Raw genomic sequence first — 16,493 nt, forward strand, 5'->3', positions numbered from 1 at the left:
GATCAGGATCCCTCCTTTTTCTTCTCCGTGGAGTAGTCACGTTTACGAGGTTTAATCAACGATACATCAATTTCATCATACGAAATCTTTGGACCATCTGGCGTCCAGTCAGCGATAGTCGTTTTCATGAAGTTGTCATCATCACGCTCAGGGAAATCAGGCTTGTAATGCGCGCCGCGACTTTCATCACGCATCAAGGCACCAACAGTCATCGCTTCAGCAAGCTCGAACATGTTCCAAAGCTGGCGTGTGAACGCAACACCTTGGTTGTTCCAACGCGCCGTATCTGTGATGTTGATGTTGTTGTAACGCTCTTTCAAATCTTTGATTTTACCAATTGTATCTTGTAAACGATCATTGTAACGAACAACCGTCATGTTAGCATTCATCATGTCGCCAAGCTCTTTATGAAGCACATACGCGTTCTCAGTACCGCTGTTCATTTTGAGCAAGCTCTCATAACGATCTGTGTGACGCTTCTTCTCACGGTCGAATACGATCGAAGATGTATCATCCGCATGCTTCTCTAAGCCGCGAATGTACTCAACCGCTTTCGGACCGGAAACCATTCCGTCATAAATCGCCGAAACGAGGGAGTTCGCACCCAAACGGTTTGCACCGTGATGCTGATACTCACACTCACCTGCTGCGAATAGGCCAGGAATGTTCGTCATCATGTTATAGTCAACCCATATGCCGCCCATGGAATAGTGAACCGCAGGGAAAATCTTCATCGGAATTTTACGCGGATCGTCACCCATGAACTTCTCGTAAATTTCCATAATACCGCCAAGCTTAATATCAAGCTCTTTCGGGTCTTTATGAGAAAGATCCAAGTAAACCATATTCTCGCCGTTAATTCCTAGCTTCTGATCAATACACACGGAGAAAATCTCACGCGTTGCAATATCACGAGGCACAAGGTTACCGTAGGCTGGGTATTTTTCTTCAAGGAAGTACCAAGGCTTACCGTCTTTGTATGTCCAAATACGTCCGCCCTCACCACGAGCTGACTCGGACATCAAGCGCAGCTTGTCGTCACCAGGAATCGCCGTAGGGTGAATTTGAATCATCTCACCATTCGCATATTTAACACCTTGCTGGTAAACCGCACTTGCTGCTGTACCTGTGTTAATAACCGAATTCGTTGTTTTGCCGAAAATGATACCAGGGCCGCCAGTCGCCAAAATTACGGCATCAGCAGGGAATGTTAGAATTTCCATGCTGCGCAGATCTTGTGCTGCGATACCACGGCATACGCCTTCATCGTCTAGAACGGAACCAAGGAATTCCCAATGTTCGAATTTCGTTACAAGACCTGCTGTCTCCCAACGACGAACTTGCTCATCCAACGCGTACAGAAGTTGTTGACCTGTAGTCGCGCCAGCAAATGCTGTACGGTGATATTTCGTACCACCGAAACGACGGAAATCAAGCAATCCTTCTGGTGTACGATTGAACATAACGCCCATACGGTCCATCAAATGAATAATCCCAGGAGCCGCGTCACATAATGCTTTAACAGGTGGTTGATTCGCCAAGAAATCTCCACCGTATACCGTATCGTCAAAGTGCTCCCACGTGGAGTCACCCTCACCCTTCGTATTCACCGCACCGTTAATGCCGCCTTGCGCACATACGGAGTGGGAACGTTTAACAGGAACCAAGGAGAACAATTGTACATGAACCCCAGCCTCTGCTGCTTTAATTGTCGCCATGAGTCCCGCAAGGCCTCCGCCGACGACGATGATTTTTGAATTAGCCACTTCTGTTCACCCTCCCTTAATGCCCCGTATGCGCTTCTACTGGAACCGAAAAGTCCGTACCTGTAAACGCAGTTAATGACATGATAAACATCACAGTCATCCCAACGAATAAGCCCAATGTAATGTAAGTCGAAAAGCGTTGCGCACGCGGTCCAATTGTAATCCCCCAGCTTACTAGGAATGACCATAAACCATTGCAGAAATGGAAGGATGCAGAAATAATCCCTACCAGATAGAACGTGAACATGAAAGGATTCGTCGCGATATCATGCATCGTCCTGCCCAATTCTTCATGCGCTACATTGCCTAAAGCAACCTGAACACGCGTCTCAAACAGATGCCAAGCAATGAATAAGAATGTAAGCACACCTGTTACACGTTGCAACATAAACATCGTATTACGGAAATATCCGTAGCTTGATACGTTATTACGTGATTGGTACGCTACATAAAGTCCGTAAACGGCATGATAAAGAAGCGGTAGCCATATTCCCACGATTTCCATGAGGAGTACCAAAGGCAAGTCGTTCAGCCAGTTAATTTGATCCACGAAGGCTTCGGGCCCTTTCGTAGCTTCATAGTTAGTGAGCAAATGCTCAATAAGGAAGAAGCCCACCGGAATGACACCTAATAACGAGTGGATCTTTCGAAAGTAATACGAATTACTCATAATGTAACCAATTCCCCCCTCAACAAAATTCAATCCCAACTAACATACGACACGTTTTGACAAAACAAGCCACATATCATTGTACTCTCGCCGCAAACGAGCGTCAACCCATAATCATCCACGCCTATTTTGCCAATTCAGTCAATGATTATACGTGGAAGTTCACGAAATATAGATAAATTGTGACATGTACATCGTACCTCTTTCACGCTTATAATGGAAGTGCCGTTTTTTTATATCTACTTATAACTATTTCACATAAGAGGTGAGAATAAACATATGGATCTTTTAGATGTTTTCGCTATCGTTGTCGAACAAGTCAGCCTCAATAAAGCTTCGCAATTGTTAAACATTTCGCAGCCTGCACTTTCGCGCAAAATTATGAAGCTGGAAGATGAACTGGGTGTGGAGCTTTTTATCCGGAAGGGGAAAAGACTGGAGTTAACCAAAGCGGGGCAAATTTGCTATGATCATGCTTTAGAGAAGCGCCATCTCGAACGCAAGTTCAAGCAAGCTATTCATATGTATAAAGCCGCGGGCAGTCATGCGTCACTTACAATTGGCGCCTCGCTCACAACGCTTCAAGCAACATTGCCTGATCTCATAACGGATTACTTACAGGAATATCCCCTGACAGATATTAAGCTTCTTACCGGCAAAACGCATGAGGTCGTGTCCATGGTCAAAGACAACAAAGTAGATATCGGTATCGTAGCCTCACAAATTAATGCGACAAGCCTTCACTGTGAGCCTTTGTTCGACGACCATCTCTGCCTTGTACTTCCATCCGGACACCCTTTTATAGATCGTTCGGAGATTACGATGCAGGATCTGAATGAACTGCCGATGATTCTCTTTTCAAAAGGTACTTGGTACCGCATTCTGATGGACGAACTATTCAACCGTTTCACTATATTTCCTAATGTTCAAATGGAAATCGATTCCTTCGAAGCGATCATTCGGCTCGTTTCCACCTGCAAAACAGCAACCTTATTACCCAAATCCTATTTACGTGACGATTTAATTCAGAATAATGAACTTATTTTAAGACAGCTCCAAGAATTGGAACAAACGAAACGAACGACCTCACTCATCTACTCCGATCACTCTGCTGATAATGCAGAATCCATGAAGTTCGTTGCCCAAGCGATCAAATACTTTGCCAAACACAACTAGCTGCAATTTTCATTAAACATGCATTGTCCACCTTCATTTGAAATTCAATAGCTGCAGGACATGGAACGTGTTGGGATCAGCCGATAACTTGACTTTCAAATTCATTGATTTGGTTATTGGTTCCGATAATGACCATAATGTCGTTTTCATTCACGATGTCACCTGCATGCGGCGCAATGATAACCCCAGACTGCTTATTGATCGCGACAACACTACAACCGTACTTTGCCCGCGGATCCAACTGTTGGATCGTGTAACCGCATAAGCGTTTCGGTACCGATAGCTCAACAATCGTGTAGTCTTTGGATATTTCAATATAATCCAACAAATTAGGAGTTGCGAGTTGATGTGCCACGCGAATCCCCATGTCTCGCTCCGGATAAACGACGCGATCAACACCTAGTTTCGTCAGAACCTTTCCATGAAGCTCTGTTAACGCTTTGGCAACTACTTGATTGACCCCTAAATCTTTCATCACAATAGCCGTCAAAATACTGGATTGAATATCATCCCCGATCGCGATAACCGCGCAATCGAAATTTCGAATTCCTAATGATTTCAGCACATCTTCATCCGTGGCATCTGCGACAACCGCATGTGTCAATTGAGCGCTCATTTCGTTTACGACTTCCTCATCCAAGTCAATCCCTAACACTTCATGACCGAGTTTCATCAGCTCTTTAGAAAGGCTTGACCCAAAACGGCCAAGTCCTACTACTACGTATTGATTCTTCTTCATTCTACTAAACCCCTATCCAATCGTAATTTTCCCCTCAGGGTATCTAAATAATTCTTTTTCCTGCTTCGGCTGTAAGGCATAAGCAAGAGTGATTGTCCCTAAGCGCCCAGCAAACATCGTTAAACAGATAAGCACTTTCCCAATCGTTGTTAATTCTGGCGTCAATCCCATCGAAAGGCCCACGGTTCCGAAGGCGGATGTGACTTCAAACAATATTTTGATAAATGATGAATCTTGTATCGTGGATAAGATCATCGTAACGATAATAACTAAGAATAATGCCATCATGGTTAACGTAATTGCCTTGAGAATACGATCCTTCGCTAAGCGGTAACGATAGATAACGATATCTTCTTTTCCACGAATCATCGTGATAATTGCACTGATTAGGATTGTAAACGTAGTTGTCTTAATCCCGCCACCCGTTGAACCTGGAGAAGCTCCAATAAACATAAGGATGATGAGGAGAAATTGAGAGGCTTGACGAAGCGCACCAATGTCCACGGTATTAGCCCCTGCCGTCCGAGCAGATACGGATTGAAATAAGGAGGACAAAATTTTCGCGCCAAAATCTAAGGAACCTAAGGTTCTGATATTTGTAAATTCGAATATAAAAATACCAAGCGCACCTACAACAAGGAGCGTACCGCTCATGGATAAAACGACCTTAGAGTGAAGGGAAAGTTTCTTCTTATTCCGAAATTCCAATAGATCAGCAATGACAATGAACCCAATTCCCCCAAGAATAATCAGCATCATCGCTACAAAATTCACGACGAAATCACCCGCATATCCAGTAAGCGAAACGAAAGGAGCATCCACCGTACCGAACAAATCAAAGCCCGCATTGTTAAACATGGAGACAGCATGCCAGATGCCGTAATAGAGACCTCTTGTAAAGCCAAAATCAAACGAAAACCGAATTGTAAAGATGACAGCCGCAATCGCTTCAATCGTTAAGGAATAAATAATAACTTTACGAATCAAACGGACAATGCCTTCCATACTGCCCTGATTAAAGGCCTCTTGCAGGACAAGCCGCTCTTTTAACGTAATTTTTTTGCGAAAAGCAAAAGCAACTAATGTCGCCATCGTCATAAAGCCAAGTCCGCCAACTTGAATCAACGAAACGATTACAATCTGCCCAAACATCGTATAAGCACTTCCCGTATCCACCACAACAAGCCCTGTTACACAGGTTGCGGAAACAGCCGTGAAGAAGGCATCAATAAAGGGAAGTGAATGTCCTGTCGCCGATGCAAATGGCAGCGTCAAGAGACCCGCTCCTATGAAAATGATTACAGCGAAGCCAAGAACCAATATTTGTGGCGGTGTAAGCTGCCATATATTCAATTTTTTATTCATCGTGCCTCCCGGGTCATGTAAGAAAATAATCGGACTTCAAGCTGTAACGATAGGATTCCCCGTTAACATGTAGAAATTCCGCCAATAAGCAATTGATAGGTATTATATAATTGTTTCCGAATCTTTACCAGTAAATTGGCTTTTTTTAATCTATCCGTTCCGTGGAGAGGACTCCCACATCTACAAGTGGCGAGGTGAATCCGCGACTTCCTGAGTTCCCCTCTAAATGTCCTTCCTTTTCCAATTCAAATACGATAAAATAATTATAGAACATTTGTTCTAATTCACTATATGGACTGGAGGTGAAGTCATGTCAGAGCCAAAGTCAGTTTATAGAACCTATCAAGTATGGATCAAACCTGGACATCGATTATATCCGTATCTGGATCAGGTGTGTCAAGATGCCAAGAACCTCTACAACACGACCAACTTTTATATTCGACAAGTGTTTACCGCTTTTGGGCAGAATCAACCCCTACAGCCATTACAGCAACAAGTGATGGATACATTGCAGACTCACATCGACGCCATGAACGAACGACTGAGCGAGAGGAATCGTTCCCGTCCGTTTCAATTACCATCGCAGGAGAGTCCTTTTGTCAATTACCGCTTTCTGGACGCCTTATTCAAAGTGATGGCACAAGTCGACTATCGGATGCTCCCTACGCAGAGTAGTCAAGGGGTTATGCAGGTTGTGTTTCATAACTGGAAATCCTTTTTTGCCAGTATAAAGGACTATCGTAAACATCCAGAGAAGTATAGCGGAAAGCCACGTATTCCGGGCTACGCTCGTAGTCAAGCAAAAGAAGTGGTTTTCACGAATCAGGATTGTGTGATCAAGGAACGGAAATATCTTAAACTTCCGAAAACGCGAATGCAGCTTAACATCGGAAAGCTGGGTTATACCGATGGACAGTTGATGCAGGTACGTGTTGTTCCAAGATATGGACAATACGTGGTGGAAATGGTCTTTGCATGTCGGATTGAAGAGAGAGAAGCAGAGAAAGAACATGTACTAGCGATAGACCTCGGCGTCGACAATCTTGCAACCATCGTCACCACAACCGGATCCAAACCGGTTTTGTTGAAGGGCAAGGTAGTGAAAGCCATCAATCAGTATTACAATAAGATGAAGGCTCGTTATACAGGTATTCTTCGGCAAGGTAAGGAGCCGCAAGAAGGTGTGCATACTTCCCACCGTTTAGAACGATTGCATCTGAAGCGCCATCGCAGGCTCAAAGACTTGTTCCACAAGGCGAGTTATCATATTATCAAGCTGGCTGTGGAACAAAACATCGGAACAATCGTCATCGGGCATAACGACGGGTGGAAGAAATCGTCTGATATCGGGCGGCGAAACAATCAGTCCTTTTGTCATGTCCCTCATCAACTTCTTCTTTCGATGCTTCAATATAAAGCGGCTGAACAGGGAATAGTCGTTATCTTGACAGAAGAAGCTTACACTTCGAAAGCTAGCTTCTTGGATCACGATGCATTGCCGCGTTATGACGAAGAGGGGACTTGGACGTTTTCAGGGAAACGGATCCATCGCGGACTGTATAATAGTGCAAAGGGTATGATCCATGCCGATGTAAATGGCGCAGCCAACATTATGCGAAAAGTATTCCCAAAAGCATCCGCCAAGGAAGCTAATGGGATAGAGGGGTTGGATGGTACAATAACCATCAATGTGTCAACTCCACTGGTGTTAAGCATCCTGAAATAAGTAAGGTTGATACACTAGAAACCCCCACTTAAACTTTATCTAAAGGTAAGTGGCGGGAGTATTTCATGATAACGTAAAGAAATAATTGAGAATTGTGAATCCAGAAGGGAATTGACTATGCTAAGGCTGAAATTTAATCGTTTGCTGCTTCTCTTGGCTTGTATCGGCCTACTCCTTTATATCAGCATTGCGATGTTATATGGACTGCGTGACGAGGAACCGCCAACAGCGGACATTCCTACGATTACTAAGCAGCAAGCTGCAGAAAGTGCGGCAGCCTTTATTCTTCAGCGCTATGAGCTGCACAATCCGGAAACTTATGTTGTCTATCAATCTAAAAAAGAACGAAATGGCTACTTACAAAAAGAACATTTACTAGAAGCTTATACGAAGCAATATGGGGAACGGTTCCCCATCGACTATTATCAAGTCAGTGTGAAGGATTCCATAACAAAACGACAGTTTGAAGTCGATGTGAACTACACAAATTCAAACATCATTGGCTGGCATGAAAATCTAGAAATTACGAACAGGGGACAGTCGTCGCCGATTAGTACGACGAAAGCAGATACGTTAGCGAAGCTGGAGATTCGTCAAATGGGCTTTGATCCAGAGGACTTCATCCAGGTGGACGCGACAAGCGATGATGCTACCGAAGAACAATCAACGCTGCATTATGAAAAACGCACGAATCCGATCGGTGAAGCTAAGCTTCACGTTCGCGTGAATTTCGATCAAACGAATCTTACCGGTTTTCTTGTCAGCTTTCAGCTCCCTGAGTCTCACCTGGATTGGCTAGCGGAACAAGATGACTCCGCATCTCTCATGACTTGGATTTCCATGGGCTTCACACTCCTGATGACGCTTGCTGCGATTGTTTTTGCCATCATATATAGGAAACATATGAAATTCAGCAGAGGCCTGCTTTTAACCACAATCTTCTTAGTCATTTATTTCATGAATAATGTAAATATGTATCCGGCATTCCGGGCTATGGGCGGTGATATGAATAGTGATTTCGCCATATGGTTTACGATTATCTTCATGAGCGTCATTACTGTTCTTCTAGGCATCTCGCTCTACCTTTCATTGGTCGCAGGTGTTGGGCTTTGGAACGCCATCGGTCAGAGAAAATGGCCATCTTGGAAAGACGGCATGTTCGGCCAAGAGGTTTACCACGGAATGGGACGCGGTTATTTACTCGCACTCTTCATCCTTGGCATTCAGCAGGTGTTATTTTACGCAGGCGAAGTGAAGTTTGATGTATGGTCCGTTAATGATCCTACGGATTCGGTACTCAACATGCTTGAGCCACGATTATTCCCGCTCATGGCATGGGTTGCGGCCATTTCAGAGGAGGCAACCTTCCGACTGCTCGGAATCATCCTTTTCAAAAAGCTGTTCCGCAACAACTTCATTGCCATCCTATTACCAAGCGTGATCTGGGCAGCTAGCCATACCCAATATCCGATCTATCCTGTGTATACGAGACTCATCGAGGTCACCATCATCGGTATCATTCTTGGTTATGTATTCCTGAAATACGGGTTCATTACAGCCATATTTGCCCACGCATGTATGGATAGCATATTGATGGGACTTTCTCTCTTCTACTTGGGGCATGTTGGCGATATCCTCGCAGGCATAGTGTACCTACTACTACCTGGACTAGTCGGTCTTGGATTAGCTTGGCTGCATGGAAAAAGGCGAAAGCCCCCTATTCTTGGGGAGCCGCCGCCTCGCCTTGAAGTGCTTTGATAATTTCGTTCGCTAATTTCTCACCGATACCCAGAGGCTTGAAGTCCGTGACTTCAGCCTCTTTTATTTTGCGCACGGAGCCAAAATGCTTCAGCAACGCTTTGCGGCGCTTCTCACCGACGCCTGGAATGGCGTCGAGCTGCGAAACGACCATCGATTTCGCCCGCGTTTCCCGGTGAAATGTGATTGCGAAGCGATGGACTTCGTCTTGAATCCGCTGCAGCAAGTAGAACTCCTGACTGTCCCGCGGTAACGGAACAATTTCGGCAGGATCCCCGATCATCAGCTGGGCTGTTTTGTGCTTCGCATCCTTCACAAGCCCGCAAATTGGAATATATAAGCCCAATTCATTCTCAAGAACGTCGATCGCGGCAGAAATTTGCCCTTTTCCTCCATCGACAACGATCAAATCAGGCATCGTAAGATTGTCCTTCAATACGCGTTCGTACCGACGCCGAATCACTTCTCGCATCGTTTCATAATCATCTGGCCCTACGACCGTTTTCACCTTATATTTACGGTATTCCTTCCGATCAGGCTTACCATCCACGAAAACAACCATGGCCGATACCGGATTCGTCCCTTGAATGTTCGAGTTATCGAACGCCTCTATACGGCGTATAGTGCCAATGCCAAGCCACTCGCCAAGATTCTCAACAGCCTTCGTTGTACGACGCTCGTCGCGTTCAACTAATTTGAATTTCTCATCCAATGCGTTCACTGCATTGTCTCTGGCCATATCGACCATTTGCTTCTTCAACCCACGCTGCGGCATGTGGACTTTGACCTTAAGCCAACCTTCCAAGGCTTCGCGAATCTCCTTCTCGTCTCCCTCTGAACGTCTTACCACATCATCCGAAGCTTCTTGCTGCGCTTCCGGTTCTGGCATCGTTGGCAAGAAAATCTCCTTCGGCAATGCTGGATTATCGCTGTATACCTGCGTGACATACGTCATGAAATCGTTGTACTCATCACCGTAGTAAGGGAAGAGTGAGACGTGCCGCTCAATGAGCTTGCCCAGGCGCATATACTGAATGTGCACCGCCATCCAGCCTTTGTCGACGGCGTAGCCGAACACGTCGCGGTCAAGCGCATCGGCCGTCGTGATCTTCTGCTTCTCCATGAGTGCGTCGATGCTCATGATATGATCGCGCAGTTCCTTCGCGCGCTCGAAGTTCAGTTCTTCTGCTGCCGCCAACATCTTGGTCGTCAGCTCTTCTTTAATGACGTCGTGTCCCCCGTTCAGGAAACGACTGATCTCTTGCACCATCCGCTCGTTCGTCTCAGCGGATACCTCCAGTGCGCAAGGCGCAAGACACTGACCCATATGATAGTATAGGCATACTTTATCGGGCATGGTCTTGCACTTGCGCAGCGGATACAACCGGTCCAGCAGCTTCTTCGTCTGCTGCGCTGCAAAAGCATTCGGATAAGGGCCGAAGTACTTCCCCTTATCCTTGTACACGCGCCGCGTGACTTCCAGACGCGGCTGTTCTTCGTGTGTGATCTTAATGTACGGGAACGTCTTATCATCCTTCAGCAGCACGTTATAGCGAGGATGATGCTGCTTAATCAGATTACACTCGAGGATGAGTGCCTCCATATTGGACGAAGTAATGATATATTCAAAGTCGCGAATTTCGCTGACTAGTTTTTGCGTTTTTGCACTGTGACTCCCTGTGAAATAGGAGCGTACACGATTTTTCAAAACCTTAGCTTTACCCACATAAATAATGGTCCTTTGATGGTTCTTCATGATATAGCAACCCGGCTTATCCGGCAGTAAAGATAGCTTATGCCTGATCGTTTCCAGGCTCTCTTCGCGGACGTCTGCGTCCTCTTGCTCGAAGTCAGTCATTTACTCTCATCTCCTTTCAGAAAAATCAGCACAAAAAAAGCTCTTTCTCAGCATAGCAGAAAAAGAGCTTTTTCTCACGAACAATTGTTTCTAGTTTGTAACGATTATGACTTATTGATGACGGGAAACAACGTTTTTCAACGCGTCTTTGGATTGGAAGCCAACCACTTTATCAACCGGCTGTCCGTCTTTGAAGACGATTAATGTTGGGATACTCATTACGCCAAAGCGAGCAGCAGATTCTGGATTGTCATCTACGTTTACTTTAGCGATTTTCAAAGATTCAACTTCTTTATCCAGCTCTTCCAATACAGGAGCGATCATTTTACAAGGTCCGCACCAAGGTGCCCAGAAGTCTACAAGTACTGTACCTTCTCCTTCAACTTCTTCTTTAAAACTGTTGTCAGAAACATTCACGATTGCCATGATAGTTCCTCCTTCTTAGAATGAATTCAATTTATAAGGTGAAAAGTAAGATTAAGCTGTTAACTTAACTTGCTTTGCATCACGGGTGACAAAGTCAACACACAAAGTATACCACAGTCAGGTACCTTTTCAACCAAGCCATTAGTTAGTAAAAAGGGCATCCTTTGGTCTACTTCGAAGGTAATTCCACTGGCAAGCCTTGGCGTCGCTGCTCTTCAATATAGAAGATTCGATCCTTCAAGTTGGCTTGAAGGAGCTGTAGCATCTCCATTTGCTTCTCAATTTCTAGAAGCTTCTCGCTGTATAGCGGGAGTAGATCATCGCATTGTGACTCCTGATTCTTCATCACACAGTTGAGAAAACTCTCAATCTGTTCGGTCGTAAAGCCGAGGCTCAAATAAAATTGAATCGTCTTCACACGCTCAACAACCATTTGATTGTAGACACGATAGCCATTCTCTTCACGCTGAGTTGCGATCAGCCCTTTGGCTTCGTAGTAGCGCAAGGAACGAATACTGGCTCCGGTAAGCTTGGATAGCTCACTAATCCGCATGGACTTCACTTCTTTCCTGATCCTTCATGCATGGAGGGATGTCTATAATATAAACCATGACACTAATGTCAGAGTCAAGAGCTATTTTACCCAATTTGATCTCATTTGTGTTTGTTTGCATAATTGTCACTTTTGATTAGCTTTACAACTTTCGACGAATTTGGGTATACTAGGCTTACAAATATGAATGTCGGACGTTAGGGGGTAACCAAATGAGCAATCAACACCCTGAGCATCACGTGTACGAAGAACCGCGTAATGATTTCATGGACGTAGGCATAGGCTTTGGCGCATTCTTTGGCGTATTGTTCGTCATTGCAGTCATTGCTACCGTCATCCAAGTGATGAAATAAGGTTAACTAAAAAGAAAGCCGCTTTGCATGCAAATGCGAAGTGGCTTTTTTGCATATCAAACAAAGCACCAGGTACATTCGACTAACTCTGCCGCACTGGCCCCTTCTACTCGAGTTAGTCGACTATTTCGACTAACTCCCTGCCGCACTGGCCTTTTCCACTCGAGTTAGTCGATTATTTCGACTAACTCACTGCCGCACTGGCCTCTTCCACTCGAGTTAGTCGATTATTTCGACTAACTCACTGCCGCACAGGCCTTTTCCACTCGAGTTAGTCGACTATTTCGACTAACTCACTGCCGCACTGGCCTTTTTCACTCGAGTTAGTCGATTATTTCGACTAACTCACTGCCGCACAGGCCTTTTCCACTCGAGTTAGTCGACTATTTCGACTAACTCCTTGCCGCATACTCTTGCTGGGGTCGGGAAACTGGGGCTTATACACAAAACCTAGCCATTTCTGGCTAGGTTTTTCATTACTTCTTATCGCCCGCGTTTGTTCGTTCCCGTTACCTCTACCACATCAACGAATGGACGTATACGGTCCATAATCCGTTGTCCTTTATACTCCTCGTCACCGTCTTTGTTCGTGAAGCTGAAATGCTTCTCCAAACCCGACAGCACATAATTGGAGGTGTAGAAGGTTGGTTTCCGATTCATCCGGTGATTGACGATTGCACCGATGACATGATCTCGGAGCCAAGGATTCAAGTTCTCTGCCCCGATATCATCGAAAACGAGTAAGTCTGTTTCTTTTAGAAGGTCTATCGTCTCTTTCAACTTATACGGCTCTTGGAACATGCTCTTCAAGTCCTCGGCAAAGTCTGGCATATAGACGATAGCACCCGTCATCCCTACCTTGGCAAGCTGATGCAGCATGTAGCCCATCAAGAACGTCTTTCCCGTACCGAACGATCCAGATAAGTACAGGCCACGAGGCTGAAGGCCTTCCTCAATAGTTAAATTCACGTAGTCATTGATCTGCATAACGGCTTTTGCCCGATCCAAATCCGTTTCCAAAATATCACCAAAAGAGAAGCTTCTCGAAATCATACGCGGATCCACATGAAACGTGCGAATACGGCTGCTTATCGCATCTTGTTGACCTTTGGCAATAAACTTTTTACAGGAAACCTTCTCCTCATGGATAAAAGCAGCTTGACCTTCCACGGATTCGGCCGAAATTATCGTGTAATGCCCCGTCATATCGTTAGGACATTTGTCCAACCCTGGGCAATTGGAGCAATTTTTAAATTCAGAAACATGCTGGTACAGCTTGTTCATATTTATTTTAATCGCATAATCATCGACAAAAGAATATTTCTGGCGAAACTTAGCAATCAAAGGGTCCGCGAGAACCCCTTGGATCTTCACTTCTGCTTTTCTTTTCCATTCTGAATCCGGTAATGATTTAAGTAGATGAGATAATGATTCCATCATCCGTTCGGCACCTCCTAACAGTCACATCATTCTAGCTCTTGCGATTAAATCGCTCATCTAGCTTCTGTGCCATACGTCTTGCAGCCTCTAGCTCCTCTGCAGACAGCCTTGTAGACGCCGTTGTTCCCGTATCTGGCAATACAATAGGGATATGAGGCTTCTGTGTCTTACCCTGACGTCCACGCGTAGCAGAGCCGCCACCCGCCTTCGCAGATTCCACTTTAGAAGCAGCCTTCTGTTTATAATTGATTTTCTCACGAACATATTCAACAGCTTGCTCATACGTATTAATTTGCTTGCCTAGCATATCAGAAGCTACAGCCTCAATCGAGGATTTGGCCCATGAGCGACGATCAATGTGCAGGAAGTGAATCAGAACATTGATAACTTCTTCTTTTAATTTATAGTTCAAATCGATTTTCTCAAAAATATTAAGTACGCCATCAGGTATTGAACCCTGTGTGAAAAACATTTTCAACACGGCCGTATATGGCTCATTTCGCATGATGTAGTTGTACTGATGATCTGTGCATTCGCCGCGCAGCTGCTGAGGAACTTCTAAGTAATAAGCCATCTCAACGGACTGCTCTTCCGACGGATCAACGCTATCCTCAGTTTTCGTTGTCGTCCGCTCCCGCTCTTCATCCCGTTTCTTGCTCTGTCTGTAGAACAGATTTGCATTATATTGCATGAGATCCATGACAAGCTCACCCTCTTCCGTGAACACGCCATCCTCATCCAGCAAGCGACATGTCTCTTGCAGGGAAAGATTGTATTTCTTCGCCACAATATTAATGGCTACCATATGCTCTGGTTTGTGCTTCAGCGYTTCGACAAACACACGATTACTAGCTCCACGCGGGAACCTCATAATAATATCCGCATACTTGAAGCCCTTGGTTGTCACATCCATTCGAGCGTCCCCTTGCTTGCTTGCAGACGCCTCATAGAGTGCTTGTTCCAACTCATAATCCACGACCTGTGTATTCAGACGGAATAGCTCATAGAAAGGTACAGATAAGTTCTCCTCGGTCGCCTCACGGCACTCCTCAGGTTCAGGTGAGAGAAGATCTTCACGTAGCGACAGAAGCATAAATTTGCCGACCTTGTCACGGAGTAACAATGTTAAGTGCTGGTTACGGAAAAACTCATTCGGTCCTAACGGCGCGAACAGCGTATAGACGAAAACATAATCCTCTTCCTCTGGAATAAACTTGCGTGTCGTCTGAAGGAGACCGATCGCTTCTAGCTTCGAGGATTGTTCAATAATATACTTCCGACCGCGCTCATTCTGATCAAGCTCAAGCAACAGAAACAATTTTCGTTGCTGCTCCATCGGCGAATAGCCTACCTTCTCAGCACTCATCTGCTGATAGAGTGCCTGATAGAAACTAATCGCCAAGCCGCCTATCATTGGCTGATACATCATTGCTAACATTTTATAATCTAAACTGCTCAAAGAAAACTCACGGTTCACACAAAACCTGTGATTCTCGGTGAAATGCAGCATATTCGTCATTCTCATTCCGTTACAGCACCATCCTGCCTCAGCTCGACTGAGTCGTAACTACAAATCTAGCTACTTACTGCCTCAGTCTCTCCCTATTAGTCTACCACAAAAATCGACAATCTTGGTATCTACAAGAGAAAGATAAATTTACCTTTCGGGCAAGAAAAAGATTCCATCGCAATTTCTCACTAGCAATGGAATCTTAGCTTGGGCTCAATTATTTATACGTCTGCAACGTGTTTTCGGGATCAGCAGTATGTTCTCCTACATGTCCATACAGCTGCGGATACAACTTCTGTGCGATGATCAGATCAAGCTCCCAACGTTCGCTCTGCTCCTTCTCTTCTAGGCTTTGCATCCATAGATCAATAAGATCATTCATACGCGTTGCGTTTTGAATCGGTACAGGATGCTTAGCATTTTTGATGAAAAAAAGAGAGCTTTGAGGCAGCCCCTTGTGAAGTATTTGGGCGTATGGATGGAATCCAGTATCTTTTTGACCATAGATCAATAACACGGGTTGTTGAATCATCGGAAGACGGCTTGTGCAGGAGTAGCGGAGTGATTGTTCGAAATAGGACTTCACATTACCTACTGCGTCATGTAAAGCATGTTCGTTCAACTTATGATAGGTTGTCGTTTTATCGGCATTGCCATACGTAATTGCATTAATCAAAAGTTTCATAATTCGACTAGGATTCGCCATTCGAACCGCAAACCAAACTCTGAACCTATTGTAGGTATCTGTCAGTTCAGACATTCCGCTTACAATAATCCCCCCTACAAACCTGGTGGGATGCGATAGCAGTGCTTCCAAAGCAACGGTTCCTCCTGTTGAATAACCGCACAGAAAGGCTTGCTTGATACCTAAGTGATCAAGAAGCCCTATCATGTCTTCCGTAATAAGTTCATAACTTAGTGTCCGCGCCGAGCAAGCACTAGCGCCATGCCCCCTAATATCAAAGGTAATAACACGGAAACGGTCCCCTAGTTGTTCTTTCTGATACGTGAATGCTTCTAGCGTAAGCAACGGAGGGTGAATAAACACAATCGGCGTGCCCATTTCTTGCCCATTTAACTCATAGTGCAGTGTTGTTCCATTCACATTCGCCCAAGGCACGAGTCGTGTCACCTCCTAAAGTGAAGTTTAGTA

The 16,493-nt window shown here is 45.0% G+C and carries 14 protein-coding genes; 4 read left to right on the plus strand and 10 right to left on the minus strand.

Going from position 1 to position 16,493, the window contains the following annotated elements:
* Positions 1-2: 2 nt before the first annotated feature.
* Positions 3-1,766, minus strand: coding sequence for a succinate dehydrogenase flavoprotein subunit (gene sdhA, locus AC1DVJ_RS12270; RefSeq protein ID WP_477591045.1), 1,764 nt, complete (start codon positions 1,764-1,766; stop codon positions 3-5).
* 16 nt (positions 1,767-1,782) lie between these two features.
* Positions 1,783-2,439 carry a succinate dehydrogenase cytochrome b558 subunit gene (locus AC1DVJ_RS12275; protein WP_477591105.1) on the minus strand — a complete coding sequence of 219 codons (657 nt, stop codon included), beginning with the start codon at positions 2,437-2,439 and terminating at the stop codon, positions 1,783-1,785.
* Positions 2,440-2,715: 276 nt separating this feature from the next.
* Here AC1DVJ_RS12275 and AC1DVJ_RS12280 point away from each other — a divergent pair, with 276 nt between their 5' ends.
* Positions 2,716-3,612 (plus strand): LysR family transcriptional regulator, encoded by an 897-nt coding sequence (locus tag AC1DVJ_RS12280; protein WP_477591047.1) that lies wholly within the window; start codon positions 2,716-2,718, stop codon positions 3,610-3,612.
* 76 nt (positions 3,613-3,688) lie between these two features.
* On the opposite strand, the gene AC1DVJ_RS12285 is transcribed toward AC1DVJ_RS12280, so the two are convergent.
* Both AC1DVJ_RS12285 and AC1DVJ_RS12290 read right to left on the minus strand, forming a co-directional pair.
* The gene (locus AC1DVJ_RS12285; RefSeq protein WP_477591048.1) at positions 3,689-4,351 is read right to left on the minus strand and encodes a potassium channel family protein; all 663 of its coding nucleotides are present in this window, start codon (positions 4,349-4,351) and stop codon (positions 3,689-3,691) included.
* 12 nt (positions 4,352-4,363) lie between these two features.
* The gene (locus tag AC1DVJ_RS12290; protein ID WP_477591050.1) at positions 4,364-5,716 is read right to left on the minus strand and encodes a TrkH family potassium uptake protein; all 1,353 of its coding nucleotides are present in this window, start codon (positions 5,714-5,716) and stop codon (positions 4,364-4,366) included.
* A gap of 310 nt (positions 5,717-6,026) precedes the next feature.
* Between AC1DVJ_RS12290 and AC1DVJ_RS12295 the strand changes: the two genes are divergently transcribed.
* Both AC1DVJ_RS12295 and AC1DVJ_RS12300 read left to right on the plus strand, forming a co-directional pair.
* Positions 6,027-7,442 carry an RNA-guided endonuclease InsQ/TnpB family protein gene (locus tag AC1DVJ_RS12295; RefSeq protein WP_477591051.1) on the plus strand — a complete coding sequence of 472 codons (1,416 nt, stop codon included), beginning with the start codon at positions 6,027-6,029 and terminating at the stop codon, positions 7,440-7,442.
* A gap of 117 nt (positions 7,443-7,559) precedes the next feature.
* The gene (locus AC1DVJ_RS12300; RefSeq protein ID WP_477591053.1) at positions 7,560-9,200 is read left to right on the plus strand and encodes a CPBP family intramembrane glutamic endopeptidase; all 1,641 of its coding nucleotides are present in this window, start codon (positions 7,560-7,562) and stop codon (positions 9,198-9,200) included.
* On the opposite strand, the gene uvrC is transcribed toward AC1DVJ_RS12300, so the two are convergent.
* The 3 genes from uvrC to AC1DVJ_RS12315 all read right to left on the minus strand — a co-directional run bounded on the left by uvrC (position 9,160) and on the right by AC1DVJ_RS12315 (position 12,037).
* Positions 9,160-11,058 carry an excinuclease ABC subunit UvrC gene (uvrC, locus tag AC1DVJ_RS12305; protein ID WP_477591055.1) on the minus strand — a complete coding sequence of 633 codons (1,899 nt, stop codon included), beginning with the start codon at positions 11,056-11,058 and terminating at the stop codon, positions 9,160-9,162. The genes AC1DVJ_RS12300 and uvrC overlap by 41 nt on opposite strands.
* A gap of 111 nt (positions 11,059-11,169) precedes the next feature.
* Positions 11,170-11,484, minus strand: coding sequence for a thioredoxin (gene trxA, locus AC1DVJ_RS12310; RefSeq protein WP_477591056.1), 315 nt, complete (start codon positions 11,482-11,484; stop codon positions 11,170-11,172).
* Between the two features lie 169 nt (positions 11,485-11,653).
* Positions 11,654-12,037 carry a MerR family transcriptional regulator gene (locus tag AC1DVJ_RS12315; protein ID WP_477591107.1) on the minus strand — a complete coding sequence of 128 codons (384 nt, stop codon included), beginning with the start codon at positions 12,035-12,037 and terminating at the stop codon, positions 11,654-11,656.
* Between the two features lie 212 nt (positions 12,038-12,249).
* On the opposite strand from AC1DVJ_RS12315, the gene AC1DVJ_RS12320 reads away from it, so the two are divergent.
* Positions 12,250-12,390 carry a YqzM family protein gene (locus AC1DVJ_RS12320; protein WP_477591058.1) on the plus strand — a complete coding sequence of 47 codons (141 nt, stop codon included), beginning with the start codon at positions 12,250-12,252 and terminating at the stop codon, positions 12,388-12,390.
* 483 nt (positions 12,391-12,873) lie between these two features.
* Here the strand turns inward: AC1DVJ_RS12320 and dnaI are convergent, their stop codons facing one another.
* The 3 genes from dnaI to AC1DVJ_RS12335 form a co-directional block, all read right to left on the minus strand.
* Entirely contained in the window at positions 12,874-13,827 is a 954-nt protein-coding gene (gene dnaI, locus AC1DVJ_RS12325) for a primosomal protein DnaI (RefSeq protein WP_477591108.1), read from the minus strand.
* Between the two features lie 34 nt (positions 13,828-13,861).
* On the minus strand, positions 13,862-15,355 hold the full coding sequence (locus AC1DVJ_RS12330) for a replication initiation and membrane attachment family protein (RefSeq protein WP_477591060.1): 1,494 nt from the start codon (positions 15,353-15,355) through the stop codon (positions 13,862-13,864).
* 202 nt (positions 15,356-15,557) lie between these two features.
* Entirely contained in the window at positions 15,558-16,460 is a 903-nt protein-coding gene (locus tag AC1DVJ_RS12335; protein WP_477591062.1) for an alpha/beta fold hydrolase, read from the minus strand.
* Between the last annotated feature and the right edge of the window lie 33 nt (positions 16,461-16,493).

This window comes from Paenibacillus sp. P4_A9, assembly GCF_056402415.1.